This window comes from Pseudomonas putida (assembly GCA_029953615.1).
Classification (GTDB): domain Bacteria; phylum Pseudomonadota; class Gammaproteobacteria; order Pseudomonadales; family Pseudomonadaceae; genus Aquipseudomonas.
The window spans coordinates 5,249,913-5,271,970 of sequence record CP124529.1; the positions used below are offsets into that span (position 1 = coordinate 5,249,913).

General features: G+C 62.3%; 17 protein-coding genes and 3 pseudogenes. 5 read left to right on the forward strand and 15 right to left on the reverse strand.

Features of this window, described 5'->3' with window-relative positions:
• From QIY50_24045 to QIY50_24070, 6 genes and pseudogenes are all read right to left on the reverse strand, one after another.
• On the reverse strand, positions 1–978 hold the full coding sequence (locus QIY50_24045; GenBank protein WGV20317.1) for a glycosyltransferase: 978 nt from the start codon (positions 976–978) through the stop codon (positions 1–3).
• A gap of 5 nt (positions 979–983) precedes the next feature.
• Positions 984–1,508 carry a serine acetyltransferase gene (locus QIY50_24050; protein WGV20318.1) on the reverse strand — a complete coding sequence of 175 codons (525 nt, stop codon included), beginning with the start codon at positions 1,506–1,508 and terminating at the stop codon, positions 984–986.
• Between the two features lie 8 nt (positions 1,509–1,516).
• Positions 1,517–2,473 carry a glycosyltransferase family 2 protein gene (locus QIY50_24055; protein ID WGV20319.1) on the reverse strand — a complete coding sequence of 319 codons (957 nt, stop codon included), beginning with the start codon at positions 2,471–2,473 and terminating at the stop codon, positions 1,517–1,519.
• Positions 2,466–3,083 (reverse strand): acyltransferase, encoded by a 618-nt coding sequence (locus tag QIY50_24060; protein ID WGV20320.1) that lies wholly within the window; start codon positions 3,081–3,083, stop codon positions 2,466–2,468. The genes QIY50_24055 and QIY50_24060 overlap by 8 nt, the downstream gene beginning before the upstream one ends.
• Positions 3,084–3,187: 104 nt before the next feature.
• A pseudogene (locus QIY50_24065) lies at positions 3,188–4,655 on the reverse strand (GMC family oxidoreductase).
• A 236-nt stretch (positions 4,656–4,891) separates the two neighbouring features.
• Positions 4,892–6,269: pseudogene (locus tag QIY50_24070) on the reverse strand (oligosaccharide flippase family protein).
• Between the two features lie 96 nt (positions 6,270–6,365).
• Between QIY50_24070 and QIY50_24075 the strand changes: the two are divergent.
• The 3 genes from QIY50_24075 (at position 6,366) to galE (ending at position 11,567) form a co-directional block, all read left to right on the forward strand.
• Positions 6,366–7,892, forward strand: coding sequence for an O-antigen ligase family protein (locus QIY50_24075; GenBank protein ID WGV20321.1), 1,527 nt, complete (start codon positions 6,366–6,368; stop codon positions 7,890–7,892).
• Positions 7,893–7,897: 5 nt separating this feature from the next.
• Positions 7,898–10,513, forward strand: a complete 2,616-nt coding sequence (locus QIY50_24080) for a cellulase family glycosylhydrolase (protein ID WGV20322.1) — start codon at positions 7,898–7,900, stop codon at positions 10,511–10,513.
• Positions 10,514–10,592: 79 nt separating this feature from the next.
• Positions 10,593–11,567 carry a UDP-glucose 4-epimerase GalE gene (galE, locus tag QIY50_24085; protein WGV20323.1) on the forward strand — a complete coding sequence of 325 codons (975 nt, stop codon included), beginning with the start codon at positions 10,593–10,595 and terminating at the stop codon, positions 11,565–11,567.
• A gap of 154 nt (positions 11,568–11,721) precedes the next feature.
• On the opposite strand, the pseudogene QIY50_24090 reads toward galE, so the two are convergent.
• The 9 genes and pseudogenes from QIY50_24090 to QIY50_24130 form a co-directional block, all read right to left on the reverse strand.
• A pseudogene (locus QIY50_24090) lies at positions 11,722–12,529 on the reverse strand (CpsD/CapB family tyrosine-protein kinase).
• Positions 12,530–12,539: 10 nt separating this feature from the next.
• A complete protein-coding gene (locus QIY50_24095) occupies positions 12,540–14,102 on the reverse strand; it encodes a Wzz/FepE/Etk N-terminal domain-containing protein (GenBank protein ID WGV20324.1) in 1,563 nt (520 codons plus the stop codon).
• A 19-nt stretch (positions 14,103–14,121) separates the two neighbouring features.
• Positions 14,122–15,237: a hypothetical protein gene (locus tag QIY50_24100; GenBank protein WGV20325.1), complete on the reverse strand. Its 1,116-nt coding sequence runs from the start codon at positions 15,235–15,237 to the stop codon at positions 14,122–14,124.
• 24 nt (positions 15,238–15,261) lie between these two features.
• Positions 15,262–15,819: a polysaccharide biosynthesis/export family protein gene (locus tag QIY50_24105; GenBank protein ID WGV23109.1), complete on the reverse strand. Its 558-nt coding sequence runs from the start codon at positions 15,817–15,819 to the stop codon at positions 15,262–15,264.
• Between the two features lie 258 nt (positions 15,820–16,077).
• Positions 16,078–16,254, reverse strand: coding sequence for a hypothetical protein (locus QIY50_24110; protein WGV20326.1), 177 nt, complete (start codon positions 16,252–16,254; stop codon positions 16,078–16,080).
• Positions 16,255–16,507: 253 nt separating this feature from the next.
• Positions 16,508–17,050 carry an XRE family transcriptional regulator gene (locus tag QIY50_24115; protein WGV20327.1) on the reverse strand — a complete coding sequence of 181 codons (543 nt, stop codon included), beginning with the start codon at positions 17,048–17,050 and terminating at the stop codon, positions 16,508–16,510.
• Positions 17,051–17,138: 88 nt separating this feature from the next.
• Positions 17,139–18,557 (reverse strand): TIGR00366 family protein, encoded by a 1,419-nt coding sequence (locus QIY50_24120; protein WGV20328.1) that lies wholly within the window; start codon positions 18,555–18,557, stop codon positions 17,139–17,141.
• 153 nt (positions 18,558–18,710) lie between these two features.
• Positions 18,711–19,367 carry a CoA transferase subunit B gene (locus QIY50_24125; protein WGV20329.1) on the reverse strand — a complete coding sequence of 219 codons (657 nt, stop codon included), beginning with the start codon at positions 19,365–19,367 and terminating at the stop codon, positions 18,711–18,713.
• Positions 19,368–19,402: 35 nt separating this feature from the next.
• A complete protein-coding gene (locus tag QIY50_24130) occupies positions 19,403–20,101 on the reverse strand; it encodes a CoA transferase subunit A (GenBank protein WGV20330.1) in 699 nt (232 codons plus the stop codon).
• A 140-nt stretch (positions 20,102–20,241) separates the two neighbouring features.
• Between QIY50_24130 and QIY50_24135 the strand changes: the two genes are divergently transcribed.
• Entirely contained in the window at positions 20,242–21,147 is a 906-nt protein-coding gene (locus QIY50_24135; protein WGV20331.1) for a LysR family transcriptional regulator, read from the forward strand.
• Complete coding sequence (locus QIY50_24140) at positions 21,135–21,956, forward strand: aldo/keto reductase (protein WGV20332.1); 822 nt, start codon at positions 21,135–21,137, stop codon at positions 21,954–21,956. The genes QIY50_24135 and QIY50_24140 overlap by 13 nt, the downstream gene beginning before the upstream one ends.
• The last annotated feature ends 102 nt before the right edge of the window (positions 21,957–22,058 follow it).

Below are 22,058 nucleotides of genomic sequence, written 5' to 3' on the forward strand. Positions count from 1 at the left end.
TCACTTGTACTCGATCAACGTCGGTTTGCCGGCCGCGATGCGGTGGCGCAAGAACTTCAGTTGCCCGAGCATTTCCGGGAACTTGCCCAAGACCAGAAACACCGCCTGTAGCCAGTTCTCCCGCACCGACTTGCCACCACGGCGAGCCAGGCGTACCACCTGCAGCGGGTAGACCAGCAGCAACAGTAGACACCAGCCACCCAGCAGCAGGCAGGCCAGCAGGATCACCAACGGGATACCCAGGCCCCACAGCCAGGCACGGCGTGATTCGCGCAGCCAGTGCCGTTCCGGCGCCTGGCCATGCAGGTAGGCCCCTTCGGCGTAGGCGTGGCCAGCACGCAGGCTACGCCGCCACCATTGGCTGAAACGGGTCATGGCAGCGTCGTGCAGGGTCATCTCGGCGTCCAGGCGCCAGACCTTCCAACCCTTTGCCCGCAAGCGCACACACAGCTCGGGCTCTTCTCCGGCGATCAGCTCCGGGCGAAAGCCGCCAACAGCAGCCAAGGCATCTACCCGCATCAGGGCATCGCCACCACACGCCTTGGCCTCGCCGACGGGGGTGTCCCACTCCAGGTCGCACAACAGGTTGTACACCGAGCGCTGGGGGAAGCGCTCGCGCCGACGGCCACACACCACTGCCACGTCGGGATGTTCATCGAGAAACGCCTGCGCCGCGGCCAGCCAGCCGCCATCCACCTCGCAATCGCCATCGACGAACTGCACCCACCGCATCGTCGGCAGCCGCTGCTGCAAGGCGCAAAAGCCTTCGTTGCGTGCGCGTGCGGCAGTGAACGGTGTGCCCATGTCCAGCATCAGTACCTCTACTCCCAGGCTGCGGGCCAGCTGCGGTGAACCATCGCTGGAGCCCGAGTCGACGTACATGACCTTGTCCGCACCCTGCAGCAGCGAGTTCAGGCAACGCGCCAGGCGCTGGCCTTCGTTGCGGCCAATCACCACCACACCGATCCCACTCGCCATGGGGCTCACTCGACGGGTGCCGTGGCGGCCGGTTGCCTGGCCTTGATGATCGCCGGCACCCCCACCGCCAGCGAGTTGTCCGGCACATCCACCAACACCACGGCATTGGCACCGATGATCACGTTGTTGCCGATGCGGATGCTGCCCAGCACCTTGGCCCCGGTGCCAATATCGACGTTGTTGCCGAACACCGGTGCAATGGGCTCGTTGACGTTCTTCAGGCCCACCACCACGCCGTTGCGAATGCGGCAGTCATCGCCGAACCGGGCATAGCCGCTGATGACGATGCCGCCAAAATGGTCGATGACGAAGTTGCGGCCGATCACCGCTTCGCACGGCAGCTCCACACCGGTGATGATCTGCACGAACTTGAACAGGATCTTGTAGATGAACGAAAACAGCTTGCGCAGCAGTGCCGGACGCACGCCATAGCGCCATCGGCCGAAACGGTACACCAGCAATACCCAGAAGCCCTGGGCGCCCCAGTCGCCGCCATGGGCACGCAGGTCGGCACGTATGTTCTCGAACATGGCTTTACCTACCTTGTCGGTTGGCTGGCGTACCGGGTCTTGAACAACAGAGACCAGGTCGTCCGGCAATGACGCCAGCAGGCCTGTATTGCGCCCCGGCCGCGTCGTTTCAACAGCGCCTTGAGTGCCAGCACCAGGTCGCCCAGGGTGACCAGCAGCATGTGCAAGGCAAGCCCCGCCAGCCCGTGATGCTTGCGAAAGTACAGCAGCTCGCTTTCGATCTGGTATGACGAGATCTGCCGGCTGGCCGCCTCCAGTTCGGCCACCGATCTGGAGCTTTCCCCTCCGATGTGCACTACCGTGGTATAGGGGTAGAACACCACTTTCCAGCCGGCCGCCTTCACCCGCTTGCAGTGGTCGACCTCCTCGTAATAAAGAAAGTAGCGCGGGTCGAACAGGCCCACCTGGTCCAGCACTTCGCGGCGCACCAGGTAGAAGCAGCCCGGCAGCCAGTCGCACTCGCGGACCGAGGCGTGGTCCCAGTTCATTTCGTCGACCATCTTCAAGCCCGGGAAAAAGCGCCCCAGCCCGGTTCGCCCGACGAACACGTTGAGCGGTGTGGGGAAGTAGCGGCAGCTGGGCTGCAAATCGCCGTCGCGGCCTTCCAGGCGCACCCCCAGCACCCCGCACTCGGGGTGGGCATCCATGTAGTCGAGGGTTTTCTGCAGTGAGTCGGCGGCAACGAAGGCATCGGTATTCAGCAGCAAGGCGTACCTGCCCTTCAGGTGCGCCAGCAACTGGTTGTTGGCCCGGCCGAACCCCACGTTTTGCGAGTTGCTCAGCAGCAGCGCTTGCGGGCACACCTCGGCCAGGCGCTGCAGCGAGTCATCGACCGAGGCGTTGTCCACCACCAGGTAGCTGGCGAGCCGTTCGCTGTCGGCCCGGCGCAGTGCATCGAACATCGGCTGCAGCAGCCCGGCCGTGTTGAAGTTGACCACCATGACGTCCACCGGTTTGCTAGCCATTGTTGCCGTCCCCGAAGAAATACTGGCGCCTTTGCGCCATCAGCTGCGGCTCCAGTTGCGGGTCGTAGGCACCATTGCGCTGCTTGACCAGGTCGATCCATGGGTAGGCTTCGCAACGTGCCTCAACCCGTTTGATCAACGCCTCGGTGGTGCATATGAACTCTGCAGGGTTGCCACCATACACCGTGCCCGGCGGCACATCCTTGGTCACCACGGCACCGGCGGCCACGATCGACTCAGGCCCGATGGTGACGCGAGGCATGACGATTGCACCGTGGCCGATGAAGCAATTGTCCTTGATGTCGATGAAACCGACCGAATCCAGATGCTTGCCGAAGCGATGTTCGATCAGCAGTACCACCCCGTCATGACCGATAAGGGTGCAGTCGGACAGCCCCACACTGTTGCCGATGCGAACCAGCGAAGGGTCAAGGAACTTGCAGCCTGTATTGACATAGAAGTTGCTGCCTACCGAGTGGAAGTTGCCCCAGCGGGCAAGGTAGGCCCCCCACTCAAGCCCTGACGGCTTGCAGAACCTCCTGTAGAAGGAGCTTCCTCGCCCCGTTGCATGGACATAGTGCGCCACTGCCTTGCGTATCCATCCCTTCATTCTGCCAGCCTCGCAATCAAAGCCATCTGGACTGTCCCTGAGGCGCATCCGGTCTCGTTCTTGTGGTGCTGACCGTCGCGCACTCAACCCATTTACAACATGCATCACGCCATGGCGTCGCTGGCCGCGCTCAGCCTGGCATCGAGGTGGTCGGCCAGGCGTACCGCAAACTGCAGCAGCGGCATGGTCGGATTGGAAGCGCCGCCCGTGGCAAAGATGCTGCTGCCAGCGACATAAAGATTTTCGGTACCAAACACCTTGCAGTTGGTATCGACAACACCGAACTGCGCCGAAGACGCCATGCGCGTGGTACCCATGTGATGGGCATGTGGCGACAACTTCAGCGGTATCGAGGTGTTGTAAACGAAGTCATTGAGCTTGATGAAGCCCAGGTCCATGGCAGCCCACTGCTTGGCCAGTTCGCTACCGATGCACTTGATGGTGTGCCGGTCATCAGCGGTCAGGACCCAGTTGACATTGACCTTGGCCACGCCCAGTGCGTCCCTCTCCTCCAGCAGCGAAATACGGCTGTGCAGGTTGGGAAACTGCTCGATCATGGTGCTGATGACGCCATCACCGGGGCAGTTGAACTTGGCCACGAAGGCGATCTTGCTGGCTACTCCCATGTCGCAGACCAGGTTCTCCAGAAAATGCTTCACCTCGGCAGTACGACCATAGGTTTGCACGTCAGCCAGCACGGCGGCCCTGACGTTGCCCTTGCCTGCCTTGTATTCATCGACGAAAGCATCGGTGGTGTAGTACTCGCGCGGGTCAGGGGCCAGCCTCGAGTTGAGGATAAAGGTGCCAAGGTCAATGTTCAGATGCTCCATGAAGCAACCGCCTACCAGCCCGTCCTTGCTCACTATCCCCGCCGCCGCCAACGACTCGCTGTTGAGCAGTTGCCGGGCATTCTCGATGGCACCTGTAGCGAGTACGAAGTGTCTTGCAACCAGGCGCTGGCGATTGCACTCGTACATCGGAAAGCACGACTGCAGCCAGGTGACCGGAGGCCTGGTCGAACTCCAGGTTCACGCAATTGCAGTTGATGAATACGTCCAGGCCCTGGGTCTGCTCCAGGGCCGTGGCGTACTTCTGCGCAAAGCGCGTTGGCGGGCTCAGCAGAAAGCGGTCCGGCTCGAAGTCTCCGCCGTCCAGGCCATCATTCAACGCATGAAAGTCCGCCCCTGGCGGCAGGTCGACGATATCCATGGCAGCAGGCAGGTAACCTGCGATCTCCGAATAAGGAATGGGCCAGCCAGGCAAGTCGCCAATGGGGGGAACTGCGAAATCCGAAGGGCTGAACGGCCGACAACGGCCGGCCCAATGGTTGGATGTGCCGCCCAGGTAACGCAGGCGAGCTTCCCCGGCATACAGCTCCAGGCCAGTGGATTCACACGCGTACAAGGCTTGCGAGTTCGCCGAGTATTCGCGCCCGCCACCTTCGGCAAGCAGGACGCTCCAGCCGGCGCCGGCCAGGCGCAGGCCCAGGGTGATACCGGCCGGGCCGGCGCCGATGATGCAGACATCGTAACTGTCGCGCAGCGCCTTCTGCTGCTGATAGTCCCTGATCATGCGTGCTCGTTCCGGAAGTAACGGGACGGCAGTACCCAGCCGTTGATCACCACGAACCCAGGCCTGCCGGCAGGTTGACTGGCGACGGCTGACGTAGCCGCAAACACCACACCACCTACACCCAGCAAGACACAACTCTGGAGAAAACCCCTACGACCCAATTGCGCAGTACAAAACGTAAGCTTCCCCATGATCCAGTGACCTGCACCTTGAAAAGTTTTACCCGACAAGCCGAACTACAGCCAGTTGAAAAAGGCTGTCAGCAGCGCCCCGCAAAGCGCCCCGACCAGTAGCATCGGCAGTACCACCAGCTCGCGCCTCAGGCTGAACATATCCAGCTTGCGATTCACGTACACGATCAGCACAAGAGTTGGCACGGTATGCAGGGCAACCCCCCAGATCGCCCAGTCAACGCCACCGATCGCCAGCAACAGTGGCAGCCCCCCCCACAACGAGACCAGGCGGATGATGTTATCCATGGCCTGGTATCTGGTCAGGCCCAGGGCAATCCACACCTGATGAGCCAAGGTATAGCGCAATGTGAGGAACGACAGCGAAAGAATGGCCATCATCGGGCCGGCTTCACGGTAGCGATCGTCGTACAGCCAACCGATCAGCAACGGGCTGGCGGTCAGGAAACCGCCACAGATGAACAGCACCAGCAGGTCGACCAGCAGACGGAAGCGGTAATACAGCGCCTTGAGGCGCTCCGTGTCATCGGCCCGTGCCGCTTCGCTGAAGGCGGGCAACGCCACTGCGCCGAAAATCTTCATCAGCGCTGTCTGCACGGCACCCAGGATCAACACGGCAATCGAATACACACCCAATTGTGCCGCCGTCATACTGGCGCCAAACCACATGCGGTCACCGTACATGGCCAGCACGCCGACCATCGACGACAATCAGGATCCAGCGGCCGAACACGATCAGTTCGGTCAGCGCGCTGCGGTCCCACTGCAGGCGGTTGTCATGCCCCTCCAGAGCGGTATGACCGAGGATGGTCCAGACCACGGCAGACACCAGGCCGGCGATCACCAGTGCCCACACCGAGTGGGTCAGGTAGCCCAGCACCAGCATCGCCACCAGGCCAACCGCCTGCGAGGCCAGGTCCACCAACACTACGCGCTTCTGTTGGAAAGTCCGTACCGCGACATCTATCTTGGTGGACTGGAAGCCCCAGACCACAGCGGACAGCCCGGTTGCCGCCAGCACCATCGGCAACACCGGTGCGGCATAGGTGGAGTCCGCCGGCCACAGTTCGGTGAGCTGGGCGAACCAGGCCCCCAAGGCCAGAAGCAGGGTCAGGACGAACAGCACGAAGCCGCGGATGATCTGCACGGTCCATGCGGTATTGAGAAAATCCGGGTCGTCACCGCGCTTGCTCTGAATGATGTTCTGGCGCAGGCCGACATCGGACAATAAATGCAGGAGTACCGAAACGGTGGTAGCGATGACCATCACGCCGAACATTTCTGGCAGCAGCAAGCGGGCCATGACCAGGTTGCCGCCAAGGCGCATCACCTGTGACGCCACTTGCGCAACCAGGTTCCAGGACCCGGCCCTCAGGGCCCGCTCGCGCAGGCCCGCAGTGGCAGACACATCAATCGACGGCATGACATCAATCTCTGACTGACTGGCTAAAAGGTCACTATAGTTTCAATCAGCCACGACGCTAGCCGTTGCCCACCGATGCAAAGGTGCACATAGCCAATGCCTGAACATTTTCGTGCGTTGATCGTCATCCTGTTTCTGGCGAGCGTGGTCTTCCTGCTGGCGCGGCGGCCTGCCAGCGACCTGATCCCGCTGGCTGACTTCAAGCGCCGGCGCAACCTGTGGTTCCTGCTTACCCTGCTGGCCTTCTTTTCGCATAGCTTCTGGCTGTACCTGGGTGCTGGCGCCGTCATCCTGTACATCGCAGGGCGTCGCGAACACAACCCCATGGCGCTGTTCTACATGCTGCTGTTCCTGATCCCGCCGGCTTCGGTGCAGGTTCCCGGGTTTGGCGTGGTCAATTATCTGGTCGACCTCAACCATATCCGCCTGCTGACCCTGTGCGTGCTGTTGCCGGCGGCACTGGCCCTGCGCCGGCAAGCCGACACCCTGCGCTTCGGCCGCACCTGGCCCGACAGGCTGTTGGCGGCCGGCCTGCTGCTGATGAGCGTGCTGTACCTGCGCGAGACCACCCTGACCGACACCCTGCGCCAGACGCTGTACCTGTGTGTCGATGTGTTCCTGCCGTATTACGTGGCCAGCCGTGGCCTGCGCCAGATCAGCGAGTTCAAGGACACCCTGCTGGCGTTCGTGCTTGCCGCCTTCGTTCTGGCCCTGATCGGCGTGGCCGAGTACGTGCGCCACTGGCTGCTGTACAGCGCCCTGGTTGACGCCATGGGTGTGCCGTGGAGCATGTCGGGCTACCTGAGCCGTGGCGGTTCGCTGCGCGCCAGCGTCACCACCGGGCAGGCGATTGCCCTGGGCTATGTTATGAGCGTGGCCATCGGCCTGTTCCTGTTTGTCCAGGGTTATGTGCGCCGCCCCCGGCAGCGGGTGCTGGGCGCCCTGCTGCTGGCCGCCGGGCTGTTCGCGCCACTGTCCCGTGGCCCGTGGATCGGCGCTGTGGTCATCGTGGTGGTGTTCATCGCCCTGGGCAAGGGGGCGGTCAGGCGCCTGGCGCTGCTTGCCGCGGCCGGCATGCTGGCCCTGCCCTTGCTGACCATCGTGCCCGGTGGCGAAAAGGTACTGGACCTGCTGCCGTTCATTGGCAGCCTCGAGAAAGAGAACATCACCTACCGCGAACGGCTGATGGACAACGCGTGGATCGTCATCCAGCGCAACCCGCTGTTTGGCTCGTTCGACTTCCGCAACACCCCGGAAATGCAATCGATGATTCAGGGTGAAGGCATCATCGACATCGTCAACACCTACATCAACCTGGCGCTGCGGGTCGGGCTGGTCGGGCTTGGGCTGTTCGTGGCGTTCTTCGCCACCGTACTGCACGGCATTCGCAAGGCCATGCTCGGCTTCCCCGACAAGGATGACGAGCGACGCCAGCTCGGCCGGGTATTGCTGGCGACACTGCTCGGCATCCTGGTGATCATTTTCACCGTCAGCAGCATCACCTTCATTCCGGTGGTGTACTGGTCTGTCGCCGGGCTGGGCGTGGCCTACATCCAGATGGTCCGCAGCCTGCACGACAGCCAGGCGATCGCGCTGGCCGACCCCGGCCTTCAACCCAGGTAACGCCAATGAACGTGCTTACCCTACGCTGCCCGATTATTCAACCTCTGCTGCGGGTAACGGCCATTGCCGGCCTGGTCTTGCTGCCGCTCACCGGCTGGGCATCGGCGTGGCAAGTCAGCGTCGATGAACAGAATGGCCTGCCCATGGTGACCCACGGTGGTGGGCCGGTGATGAAAGCCAAGTTCGACTTCTGGGCAGCCAACTGGAGCTGGACTGGCTTCTCCACCACGTTCAAGGTCAATGGCCCCTACCACTACACGCTGCAGGGCCAGAACAAGGCGCTGGACTTCGACCTGGAGGCGGATATCCGCAAGGAGCAGGCACAAACCCTGAGCTGGGCCTTCGACCTTGACGCGCACAGCCGCCAGGCCGGGGTGATGGGCGGCGGCATGGTGTTCCAGTTCGACCCGGCGCAAATTGCCGGGGAAATGGGCGCCCCGCAGTTGCTGCCCGGCAACCGTGGCTGGTCGTGGGGCAAGGCAGGCCTGGGCCGGCGCGTCGAAATGCGCTTCGACCCGCCGCTGGCCAAGGTGTATTTCGAGCGCGGCAACCCGTCCGAACTGCGTGCGTTCATCTACAGCGACCCGATCAATGCCGGCCGGCAACAGATCAAGGCGGTGCTCAACGTCACCGGCGACATCGACCTGGGGCCCACGCCCAGCGAACGCTTCGGCCTGGTCGACCCGGCCGGTTGGCCGGACGATCAACTGGACTGGCGTACCTCGCCAGTGGACCTGTCATTCCTCAATGCCGCAGAAAAACCCGCCGGCAAGCGTGGTTTCGTCAAGGCTGTCGGCGAACAGCTGATGTTCGAGGACAACACCCCGGTGCGCTTCTGGGGCACCAACCTGTCCGCCTATTCGCTGTTCAAGAGCCCCGACGAAGAAATCCGCCAACAGGCCAAGCGCCTGTCCGCTCTGGGCTTCAACCTGGTGCGTCTGCACCACCACGACTCGCCCTGGGTGAGCCCGAACGTGTTTGGCGACGGCACCCTGGTGCGCGATACCCGGCAGCTCAGTGCCGAATCGCTGCGCAAGCTCGACCTGTGGATCAAGGCACTCAAGGACGAAGGCATCTATATCTGGCTGGACATGCACGTGCAGCGAGCGCTTACCGCCAATGCTGACATTGACGATTTCCAGGAACTGGCCAAGGGCGAGAACCAGGTTGACCTCAAAGGTTATGCCTATGTGAACCGAAGTATCCAACAGGCGATGAAACGCTTTGCCGAGCAGTACCTGACCCATGTGAACGAATACACCGGCATGGCCTACAAGGACGACCCGGCGATTGCTGCAGTGCTGATCACCAACGAGAACGACCTTACCCAGCATTATGGCAATGCCCTGATGCCGAACAAGGATGTACCGCGCCACAGCGAACGCTATATGGATGCGGCCAAAGCTTTTGCCAAACAATATGACCTGCCCACCGACCTCACCTGGCGCGCCTGGGAGCATGGGCCTTCGAAGCTGTTCCTCAATGACCTGGAACAGCGCTTCAACGCCGACATGATCGCCCACCTGCGCGGCCTTGGCGTGAAAGTGCCGATCGCCACCACCAGTACCTGGGGTGGCAATGGCCTGAGCGCACTGCCAGCGCTGACCGCAGGCGATGTTATCGACGCCCATGCCTACGGTGCCAATGGCCAACTGGAGAAGAACCCGCTGACCAGCGACAGCATGCTCGACTGGCTCGCCGCTGCCCAGGTGGTCGGCAAACCGCTGACCGTCACCGAGTGGAACGCCGAGCCATTCCCACTGCCCGACCGCCACTCATTGCCGCTGTATGTGGCCGGCACCGCCGCCCACCAGGGCTGGGACGCCATGATGCAGTATGCCTACAGCCAGCAGGCCTTCAACCCGGGCTGGCGCACGGCGGATAACTGGCACGCGTACAACGACCCGGCGATGATCGCCACCCTGCCCGCTGCCGCCCTGCTCTATCGCCGAGCGGATGTGAAGCCGGCCACTACCCGCTACGTGTTCGCGCCGACGCCCGCCACCCTGTACAACCAGGAGATCACCCCGCGCAACTCGCCGCTGCTGCGCACGGCCATGGAAAAGGGCCAGCTGCAGATCGCCCTGCCGCAGACGCCGGAATTGCCCTGGCTGAAACCGGCCGCCATCCCTGCCGACGCGCAGGTGCTGCAGGACCCGGGGCAGTCCTTGCTGCCAGCCGACGCCACGGAGGCGGTCAGCGACACGGGCGAACTCAAGCGCAACTGGCAACAGGGCGTCTACACCATCGACACAACGCTGACCCAGGCCGCCACCGGATGGCTGGGCGGTCGCTCGATCAGCCTCGGCGCGATCCAGGTGCAAGCACAAACGCCGTATGCCAGCGTCGTGGTGCAAAGCCTGGACGGCAAACCCTTGGGCCAGTCGCGCGAACTGCTGCTGTCGGTGGGCACCCGTGCCGTGCCCAAGGCCGACGACAAGACCCCTTTCAACGTCGAGCCGCTTGCCGGCACCTTGAGCATCAAGGCGCCTGCTGGCCTGAAACTGTTCGCGCGGGACGCACAGGCGCAGTTGAAACCGTTGCCGATGGCTTACCAGAATGGACGCTACAACATCACCTTCGACGGCAAGTACATGTCCAATTGGCTGTTCTTGAAATAGGGGATATGGCCATCTACCCTCACAACAGACCGGTAGCTGAAAAGCGCGGCTGTACAACAGCAGAGTCCAGGAGGCATGGATGAAGTTTCTGGTTGTCGGTGGCGCAGGCTACATAGGCTCGCATATGGTCAGGCACTTGCTTGCTGCGGGCCATGAGGTGGTGGTGGCGGACCTGGTCTCGCCCGGCCCCGGCGTCCAGTGGGCAAAGCTGGACATCGCCGACGAACCCGCCCTGGATGTGCTGTTTGGTGTTTGCCGTTTCGATGCCGTGTTCCACTTTGCCTCGTTCATCCAGGTGGGCGAGTCGGTCAGCGTGCCCGGCAAGTACTACCAGAACAACGTCGCGGCCACCCTTGCCCTGCTGCAGGCCATGGTAAATGCCGGTATCCGGTACCTGGTGTTTTCTTCCAGTGCTGCCGTCTACGGCAACCCGCAGTATGTGCCGATCGACGAAGCGCATGCCAAGGGGCCGATCAACCCGTACGGGCTGAGCAAATGGATGGTCGAGCAGATTCTCGAGGACTTCGACCGGGCTTACGGTTTGAAGTCGGTGTGCCTGCGCTACTTCAATGCAGCGGGTGCTGACCCGGAAGGCCGGTTGGGGGAGCGCCATGACCCGGAAACCCACCTGATCCCGTTGATCCTGCAAGCCGCGTCGGGCCGGCGTGAGTCGGTGACGGTGTTCGGCCGTGACTACGACACGCCGGACGGTACCTGCATCCGCGACTATGTGCATGTGGCCGACCTGGCAGCGGCACATGCGTTGGCAGTGGACTATTTGCTGGCAGGTGGCGAACGCACTGCGTTCAACCTGGGCAATGGCCTGGGCTTTTCGGTGCAGCAGGTGATCGATACGGCGCGGGCGGTGACCGGGCGGCAAATCAATGCCCTGGACGCGCCGCGCCGGGCCGGCGACCCGCCACGGCTGGTGGCGGATGCAAGCAAGGCACTGCAGGTGCTGGGCTGGCGGCCGGAATTTGCCTCACTGGAGCAAATTGTGCGGCATGCGTGGCAGTGGGAGTTGCAGTACCCCTGGGCCACGCGGCAGACCTGAGGTTTGAAAGGCGCTGCGATTCCCTGTGGGAGCGGGCGCGCCCGCGAACACCGGTGCAACCGGTGCCATTCACCGCGTCGCCTGCTTCGCGGGCATGCCCGCTCCCACAAGGGCCCCGTCAGCTGAAGGAATACGCCATACCTGTGGGAGCGGCCTAGTAATATGTCCGCGGCTGCTCGTCGGCCTTGTTCAATACCGTCCCGACCAGGTTCACCCTGGCCAGGTGATGCAGGCAATCCTCGATTTCTTTCTTGTTGTTCATACCGTTGGCCACCACCAGCAGCACACAGTCGAACTTGGGTATCACGGTGATCGCATCGTCAGAGCTGAGCAGCGGCGGCAAATCGAAAATACAGATGCGAGACTCGTAGCGGTTGCGCAGTTCGCTGATCAGGTTGCTCACTTTGGGCGACGACAGCATTTCGGTAGACAACGGTACCGGTACCCGCGTCGGCAGCACCACAAACCGAGGCAAGCTCGGGTTGACCAGGCCAATCCTGCAGTTGCGCCTCGTCCGACAGAAACTCGTTCAGCGCCTGGTCCATGGGCAGGCCCAGGGTGCTGCCGACCTTGGGCCGACGCAGGTCGAAGTCCACCAGCAACGCGGTCTTGGTGGTGTGGTGGGCGATGCTCATGGCCAGGTTGACCGCCAGCACCGTCTTGCCCGCTTCAGGGGTTGGCGAGGTGATGGCCAGCGTTCGCCAGCCATTTTCATCCATGGTCCTGAGCACCTGCGTGCGCAGCAGGTCGATCGGCCCGTTCATGTGGGAGTTCTTGTTGTAGGCGACGATGCGGTGACGTTCCAGGTGCTCGGCGCGCAGCGGCACCACCTTGGTGTTCACATAATCGAACTGGCCAGGCACTTCCGTCAGCGCCGTGCCAGGAGCAGGTGACAAGGCCTGCGGGGTACCCGGGGTAACCGGGTGAAGATTGTTGCCAACAGCCGGCTTGGTCCTGTCCATCACTGCTTCCCTATGCAAACCGAGACATGACTTTGATCAACAGCACATCCAGTGGCATGTAGAACACGTGCACCAGCACTACCATGATAGCCGCCAGCGCCAGCGCCGCCAGGATCAGCCAGTTGCGCCAACGCTTGCGCCTGGCCACATCTGCCTTGGTATCGATATAAGGCAGCGCCACCAGCACCCGCCTGCCCAGCAGGTTTTCCAGGGCCCCGACGCCGCGAATACGCTGATTGAACATTTCCAGCAGCATCACCAGCGCACCGCCACCTGCCGGTGCCAGCACCAGGCCCAGCGCGGCGATTTTCTTGCGGTTGGGCTTGATCGGTTTCTCCGGCAACAGCGGTGGTTCCAGCAGTACGAAACGCTCGGCCTTGTTTTCCTGTTCCAGGCTTTCGGTAATCTTCGCGCCCATTTCCTTGGCGCGGATTTCCTCGTACTTCTTGCGCGCGTTGTCGTGGTCACGCATCAGGGTCACCAGGCCACGCTCCACCTGCGGCGCCTCGAGGATTTCGGCCTCGTAGCCTTCCATCTTGCGGGTCAACTCGCGCTTCTGCTCGGCCAGCGAAGCAATACGCTCTTGCGCTGCGCTCATCTTGGCACGCACGCGAGCGACATCAAGGCCTACCGTGGACGCCACCGCCGTACGACTGCCACTGGCTTCGAGCGCCTGGATCCTGCGCTTGACCGCCACCACATCGGGGTGGGCTTCCTTGTAGCGGGTCAGCAGCTGGGCATATTCGGCCTTCAGGCTGGCCAGGTCCTTAGGCTGTTCGGCACTGGCCGCCCTGGGCCCTTCGCCGGCCTTTGTGGCCAGCCCGGCACTGGCGGCAGACAGTTCCAGTTCCAGGTAACGCAGTTCTTCCTGGGCCGCCTTGTAATCGCGGTCGACCTCGCGGAACTCCAGCTCCGAGCGCGACAGCATGTTCATGCGCAGGGTCTGGTGCTCGGGCAAGGCATTGGCGTGCGCCTGCTTGAAGTCCGCCAGCTGGTTTTCCAGGCTGGCCAGTTCGGCCCCCAGCTTGTTCGCCTCCTGAGTGAGGAACTCGGTGGTTTCATTGGCCCGCTCGGTACGCTGCTTGAGATTCTCGTTGAGGAACAGCGTCACCAGTTCGTCGGCGACTTCCTTGGCCACTTCCGGCTGCTTGTGTTCGAAGGACACATTGAACGCCACGGTCGCTTCACCGCGCCCGCGCACGTAGGTGGTCAGGGTCTCGACCACGACGGCATTGCGCATGTGGTCGATCTTGTCGCTTTCGCTGAAGCGGTTGTCGGGGAACAGGTTGTACTTGCCGATGATGCGCAGCAGGTTCTCACGGGTCATCACCCGCTGGCGAATCACCTCGATGCGTTCATCGGCAAAGCTGGTGTTGTTGGTCGATACCAGCTCGGGCGAAATCTGCTGCGACTCCACCAGGATGGTGCCAGTCGACTGGTAGATCGGCGGCACCATCACGGCGACGGCGACGGTGGCGGCCAGGATGACTACGATGCTCACCCCCAATATCAGGCCCCGGTCCTTGATTATGGCGATGTAATCTCTGAGGGAGAGCTCGTAGTCAGACTTCATGGGGCCACCTGCCTGAAGTTCAGATGTCGGGGTACCTGTACGTCAACGTCAAACCCACGATAGTAGCGTTCGCATCAGCTTCGTGATCCTGCTGCCGTTCCTTGTACATCAGCGACAGGCGCAGGTCCCAGTACGGCGAGAACTGGCGGCTGGCCCACACACTGTAAGTCTGCAAGGTGTTGGGGGTCTGCCCTTTGCTGTCCTGCCAGGCAGCGTCCGCGCCTACCCGGGTCAGCTCGCTGACGGCGTAACTCCACACACCGCGCACCTGGTCAAGTTCGGCGAAGCCACCTTCGGCGCTGGCCACCGTGCTGCGTTCGGCGGTGAAGCTGGCGTCGGCGCGCACACCGGTGTAAAGCAGCGCAACCCCACCCTCCCCGCGTCGGCCACCTTCGTCGCCGGACACCTCGGTGACGCCCACATGCGCATCGGCGCTGAGGCGTTCGGAGAACTGGTACTTGACCCCGACCGCCGGGCTGTAGCTGTTGGACGCCGTCGCCGTCTGGTCCTGCTCGGGCTCATAGCGCCGGGCGCCAAAGCGGCTGTACACATCAGCCCGCTCACTCCAGGCGTAGGTCCAGGTGAACACGTTGCCCAGTTCGTCGTAACCCGTCAGCGTACTGATGTCGTAACGGGCGCGGTTGTACGTGGTTTCGTTGCTCAAGGTGCTGCGTTCAGTAATCGCCTGGCTCCAGTTGCCGGTCAGCGTATACAGCTTTTGCGTGCCATCCGTGGTAACCACGCCGGTATCCAGCACGGTTCCCGACAGCGTCGAACTTTCGTTGTAACGCGCCAGCAGGCCGAATCGCCCGCGCTCGGTCTGGCGCTGCCAGCCCAGGCTCACATCCGGGTCCTCACGGTTGTCGACCACCGCCGTGTCGGACGAGCGCAATACATGCATACCCAGCCCCAACCTCAATTCGTCACGGTCGAAGGTACCGATCAGGGTGTAATCCGGCGCGATGATCGTGCGCGTTATGCCCTTTTCACCCGACGACAGCAGCAAGGGGTTGCTGTCGTATTCGACGGATGTCGGTACCACCACTGTAGACTGCCAATTTGCTGCCAGGACCGTGTCCGTGAACGGCAACACCAAGATTGCCGTTGCAATACCAGTTGTTCTTAGAAGAGGCATCAAGTGTTCTTATTAAAGGCAAGATCAAGGAACGACCAGCGTATCGCCAGCCTGCAGTTGGATGTTTGTGGACATATCCCGGCCAGACACCAGGTCTCTATATCGCACGGGCAGGATTTTTTGGGAAGTGCCGGCACCGCGCACCACTTTGATTTCGCTTTCGTCGGCAAACTTGTCCAGGCCACCCGACATGCTCAGGGCCTGCAGCACCGCGGTAGGGCCCGCCATTTGTACCGGCCCGGGCTTGATCACTTTGCCTTGTACATAGACCAGGTTGCCGGCGATGCTCTTGACGACAACGCTGACGTTCGGGTCGGGGAGAAACTTCTCGAGTTTGGCCGCCACTTGTTTTTCAACAGCCGTTACATCCAGCCCGGCAACATCGATGCGCCCGGCAAGTGGAAAAGTGATACTGCCATCGGGAAGTACGGTTGCCTCCTGGCGCAGGCTATCTTCCTGCCACACCGAGACCATCACCACATCGCCAGGGCTGAGCAGGTAGGCGGCACTGTTCGGGTCGGCCTTACCGGCACCAGACCACACCATCAGCATGCAGAACGCGACAAACATTGAACGCACCATGAGGGTCCCTCCGGCCGAAAAGGCCCGACAAAGAGCACTGAATGAGAACAGCACACCAACTCTCGCTCCGCTTCGCGGCATACGCCAACCGCGATGGCCTCGAACTTCCGAAGGCCTTGCCTTGACGCTGTGCAGCCTGGGCTGTGCTGCCTGCAACCGTGGACCTGCACGGGCTACTGGCAATATAGCAACGGTTGGGGAATTGACAAGCCAAACCCCGGGCCGCTGGCATCAAGGGTAGAACCCAGGCTGGCGGAATCAGATATTTTTCCTGTTGGCGACTGCTACAAAGCCAACCACAGCAAATGCAAAGAACCACCCTGCAGTTGAACCAGGGATGATACTGCTCTGATTGAAATACGTATCCGCCGCGCGCGCCGCACCACTTAACAACACCAGCAAAGACATCGATTTGATAATCAGAGCCGTGCGCATACGCCCCTCCTTTAAGAGGAAAATCAACTAGGTGTTGGCGCGGTATTCGGGAGTTGTTTCACTGTTGAATTGAGCTTATGAGCACCCTGACATTGCGTCAATGATTCGACACTATAATAAAATTCAATGAGCAACGGGCAACATCGTCAAAATATCGACGCGCGAATTGAGGAGAGGAGCGCTGTTGTCATGGCGTCAGTGTTTCATGGCTGAGAAAGGCAAAAGCCTGGGGCGCGCGTGCGCCGCCGTCGTTTTACTCGTCTGCGTGATGTACCACGACCAGCAACTGCGCTGGCAGCGGCCCCACCGATCTTAGGCGGTGCGGAGTCTGGGCATTGAAATGCAGGGCATCGCCTTGCTCCAGCAGCACACGCTCATTCATGAAGTCCACTTCCACCTGGCCGACGTGGACGAACAGGAATTCTTCGCCCAGGTGCTCCTTGAACGTGGGGTCGCTGAAATCTGACGGTGGCTGGATCAGGAACGGCAGCAGGCTGCGCTGGCCGACCTGGCTGGTGAGGGCCGCGTACCCAGGCCCTGCCCCGTCACCCACCAGTGCCTGGCGCTCGCCATGGCGCACCAGGCTGTAGCGGCGCTGGCCGGGCTGCTCTTCGGCGAACAGTTCTTCGACATTGACATTCAGTGCCCGCGCCAGCTTCAGCGCGGCTGCGATCGACGGCGTATTCAGGCCGCGTTCGACCTTGGACAGGTAGCTCTTGGTCATGCCGGTCTTGTCGGCCAGCAGTTCCAGGGTCATCCCCAGTTTCTTTCGCAGCAGTTTCAATCGGATAGACATGTGACACGGGGTTTCCCAGGCGAAGGCAGCCTGGCCATCATACGTGGACTGCCAGGGAAATGCTGGGGCCGCGCAGCGGCCCCCGCCTTTACGGCATCACCGGTGGGATGTACTGCAACGTCGTACCCAGTGCCCACAGCAATACCAGCACCAGCGGCACGTGCACCAGCAACTGCACGAACGAGAACCCGATCAGGTCGCGCGCCTTGAGACCCAGCACCCCCAGCAGCGGCAGCATGTAGAACGGGTTGATCAGGTTCGGCAAGGCTTCGGCGGCGTTGTAGATCTGCACTGCCCAGCCCAGGTGATACTGCAGGTCATTGGCCACCAGCATCACGTAAGGTGCCTCGATGATCCACTTGCCACCACCCGACGGGATGAAGAAGCCCAACACCGCCGAGTACACGCCCATCAGCACGGCATAGGTGTCATGCGTGGCGATCTGGGTGAAGAACAGCGAAATGTGGTGGGCCAAAGTCTGCTCGTCCACGCCCTTCACCTGGGTGAGAATGGCCGCGATCGAACCATACAGCGGGAACTGGATCAGCACCCCGGTGGTGGTCGGCACCGCACGCGCCACCGCGTCGAGGAAGCTGCGCGGGCGCCAGTGCAGCAAGGCACCGAGCATGATGAACAACAGGTTGTAGGTGTTCAGCCCGGAAATGGCGGTAATCGCCGGCTTGGTGGCGAACTCCTGGTACAGCCAGCCGGCGGCCAGGGCCACCAGCAACAGGATCAGGATCGGGCTGTGTTCCAGCCACTCGCCCGGGCGAGTGCGCTGGGGTGCCGGTGGTGCGGTGAAGCTGGGGTCTACCCCGCAGTCCTGGGCGCTGCGCGCGCTGTTCGGCCCTGGGGCCGTGGCGTAGGCGATCACCAGCGAGACCACCACCAAGGCCGCCAGCATTACGCCGGACTGCCAGAGGAAGATGGTTTCAGTGAACGGAATCACCCCGGTAATCGACAGGATCGACGGTGGCAGGCTAGCCGGGTTGGCCTGCAGTTGCGCCGCCGACGAAGACAGGCCCAACGCCCACACGGCGCCCAGGCCCAGATAGGCGGCGGCGCCGGCAGCGCGGTAGTCCATCTTCAGTTCGGTGCGCCGGGCCAGGGCGCGCACCAGCAGGCCGCCGAACACCAACGACAGGCCCCAGTTGAGCAGCGATGCCAGCATCGAGATCAGCGCCACCCAGCACACTGCCGAACGGCCATTGCCGGGGATGCGCGCCAGGCGGTCGATCAGGCGCGCGGCAGGCGGCGAGCTTGCCACCACATAGCCGCCGATGACCACGAAGGCCATCTGCATGGTGAACGGGATCAGGCTCCAGAAGCCATCGCCAAAGGCCTTGGCGGTATCGGTCGGTTTGGCCCCCATGGCCAGGGCGCCGATGCACACTAGCAGTACCGCCAGGGCGGCAAACACCCAGGAATCGGGGAACCAGCGTTCGGCCCAGTTGGAGCAGCGCAAGGCAAAGCGCGCGGAACGGCTGTCTTGGATTTCAGCGGCCACGGTTCAATTCCTTTTATTGGTTTTATGAGGTGAAGCAGTACTACCAGACTACGCAAAACCCTGTGGGAGCGGGCGTGCCCGCGAATGCGTCGGTAAATTCACCGCAGCATTCGCGGGCACGCCCGCTCCCACAGGGCAGGATCGCATGATGCGTTAGAAGGTCATTTCCTTCACATCATCCGGCACGATCAGCTTGCCAGCAGTTTTTTCGATGATTTCTTCAATGCTCACCCCGGGCGCGGTCTCGCGCAGGATGAAGGCGCCGTCTTCGATCTCCAGGTAGGCCAGGTCGGTCAGCACCTTGCGGATGCAGCCAGCGCCGGTCAACGGCAGGCTGCACTGCGGCAGCAGCTTGGACTCGCCGTCCTTGGAGGCATGGGTCATGGTGACGATGATGTTCTCGGCACCGGCTACCAGGTCCATGGCGCCGCCCATGCCCTTCACCAGCTTGCCCGGGATCATCCACGAGGCGATGTTGCCTTGCACGTCCACTTCGAAAGCGCCGAGCACGGTCAGGTCGACATGGCCGCCACGGATCATGGCGAACGACTGTGCCGAATCGAAGATAGAGGCACCGCGGCGCGCGGTGACGGTCTGCTTGCCGGCGTTGATCATGTCGGCATCGATGGTGCCTTCGGTGGGGAATTCGCCCATGCCGAGCAGGCCGTTTTCCGACTGCAGCATCACATCCATGTCGGCGGGTACGTAGTTGGCCACCAGGGTCGGAATGCCGATGCCCAGGTTGACGTAGTAGCCGTCCTTCAGTTCACGGGCGACGCGTTGCGCCATCTGTTCGCGGGTCAGTGCCATGGTCAGGATCTCTTTGTTGTTCTGGTGGATGGCGCTCAGGCCTTGACGGTGCGCTTTTCGATACGCTTTTCGAAGGTGCCGACGATGACGCGGTCCACGTAGATGCCCGGGGTATGGATCTCGCTGGGCAGCAGCACGCCAGGTTCGACGATCTCTTCCACTTCGACCACGGTGATCTTGCCGGCGGTGGCCGCCAGCGGGTTGAAGTTTTGCGCAGTGTTGCGATACACCACGTTGCCGTAGTGGTCGGCCTTCCAGCCCTTGACGATGGCGAAGTCGCCGGTGATGGATTCTTCAAGAATGTACTTGCGGCCGTTGAATTCGCGCACTTCCTTACCGTCGGCAACCGGGGTGCCGTAGCCGGTGGCCGTGTAGAAGGCCGGGATGCCGGCGCCACCGGCGCGCATTTTCTCGGCGAGGGTGCCTTGAGGGGTCAGTTCCACTTCCAGCTCGCCGCTCAGCAACTGGCGCTCGAACTCGGCGTTCTCGCCCACGTACGAAGCGACCATCTTGCGGATCTGCCGGTCTTCCAGCAGCACGCCCAGGCCAAAGCCATCGACACCGCAGTTGTTGGAGACCACGGTCAGGCCCTTGACGCCACGGCGCCTGATTTCGCTGATAAGGTTTTCCGGGATGCCGCACAGGCCGAAACCACCCGCCAGTACCGTCATGTTGTCGGTCAGGCCTTCGAGGGCCTGTTCATAAGTTGCAACGCGCTTGTCCAGTCCGGCCATGCTGATCCGCCTTTTGTAGTTGTTGAACCGACGAGGCTGTCGGTGAGCGTGTGGGGACATCTTCACCGCAAGCGACTGATTTGTTAATTTTGTTTTCATCATCGATTGATAATTTTTCCAAAACAACCAACAGGCCAGTCATGAACGTCAAGCAACTGCGCGCCTTTGTCGCTGTGGCCAAGTACCAGAGCTTCGCCCAGGCCGGTGAACACCTGCATGTCTCGCAACCGGCCCTGAGCCTGACCATCAAGGCGCTGGAAGAAAACCTTGGCGGCGCCCTGCTAAGCCGCACCACCCGCAGCGTCAGCCTGACTGCCGAGGGTGAGGTGCTGTTGCCGCTGGCGCGTCGTCTGCTGGCTGACTGGGACGACACCGAAGAAATGCTGCGCCAGCGTTTCACCCTGCAACTGGGCCGGGTTTCGGTGGCGGCCATGCCGGCCTTTGCCGGTAACCTGCTGCCCCATTCGCTCAAGGTATTTCGCCAGCGCTACCCGAAGGTCAATGTCACGGTGCACGATGTGATCAATGAACAGGTGCAGGAACTGGTGCGCCATCGCCGCGTCGAACTGGGCATTGGCTTCGAACCGGACAACATCGATGGCCTGGATTTCCACCCGTTGTACATGGACCGCTTCGTCGCCGTGGTGCCCGCCGATTCGCCCTTGGCCCAGCTACCCCAGGTCAGCTGGGCACAGTTGCTGGCCGAAGACTTCGTGGCCCTGCAACGCCCGTCGGCGGTGCGCCTGCTGATGGAGCAGAACGTGGCCGCCCGCCACGGCAAGCTGGCGGTGGCTTTCGAGAGCCACCAGCTGTCGACCATCGGCCGCATGGTCGCCAGTGGCCTGGGGGTCAGTGCCGTGCCTGCGCTGTGCATCAACCAGATGCAGGAGCTAGGCGCTCGCTGCGTAACCCTGGTCGAGCCCACGGTCGAGCGGCGCATCGGCGTGATCGCCCTCAGCGAACACAAGCTGTCCACGGCGGCGCAAGCGCTGCTTGAGGTTCTGCTTTCCAATACCCGCATCCCGGAGGTGACATGCGTTACGTGAATCTGGCAGGTTCGAGCGTTCCGGCCATTGGCCAGGGCACCTGGTACATGGGCGAAGATCCGGCCCGCAAGGCGGCCGAGGTGGCGGCCCTGCAACAAGGCATCGAACTTGGCCTGAACCTGATCGATACCGCCGAGATGTATGCCGAAGGTGGTGCCGAAGCAGTGGTCGGCCAGGCCATTGCCGGGCGCCGCGACGATGTGTTCCTGGTCAGCAAGGTGTATCCGCACAATGCCAGCCGGCGTGGTACGGCGGCGGCCTGCGAGCGCAGCCTCGCTCGCCTGGGCACCGACTGCATCGACCTGTACCTGCTGCACTGGCGTGGCCAGTACCCGCTGGAGGAAACCGTCGAGGCCTTCGAGCGCTTGCGCGAGCAAGGCAAGATCAAGCGCTGGGGCGTGTCCAATTTCGACGTCGACGACCTGCGCGAACTGCACAACCCCGATTGCGCCACCAACCAGGTGCTGTACAACCCGGCCCAGCGCGGCATCGAGTTCGACCTGTTGCCATGGTGCGAAAAGCGCGCGCTGCCGATCATGGCCTACTGCCCGCTGGCCCAGGCCGGGCGCCTGCTGCAGCACCCGGTGCTGGCGGAAATCGCCGAGCGCCATGGCGCCACGGCGGCCCAGGTCAGCCTGGCCTGGGTGACCCGGCATGACGGGGTGATAGCCATCCCCAAGGCCGTAGCGCCCGAGCATGTGCGGTTGAATGCGGCTGCGGGTACGCTGACCTTGACCAGCGAAGACCTGCGGGCGATCGACCGGGCGTTCCCGGCGCCGACGCGCAAGCAGCGGTTGGCGATGGTGTAGCGACTGGCACGAAATCGCTTTTTTGTGGGAGCGGGCGCGCCCGCAAACACCGGCAAAGCCGGTGCCATGCACCGCGTGTGCTGCTTCGCGGGCTTGCCCGCT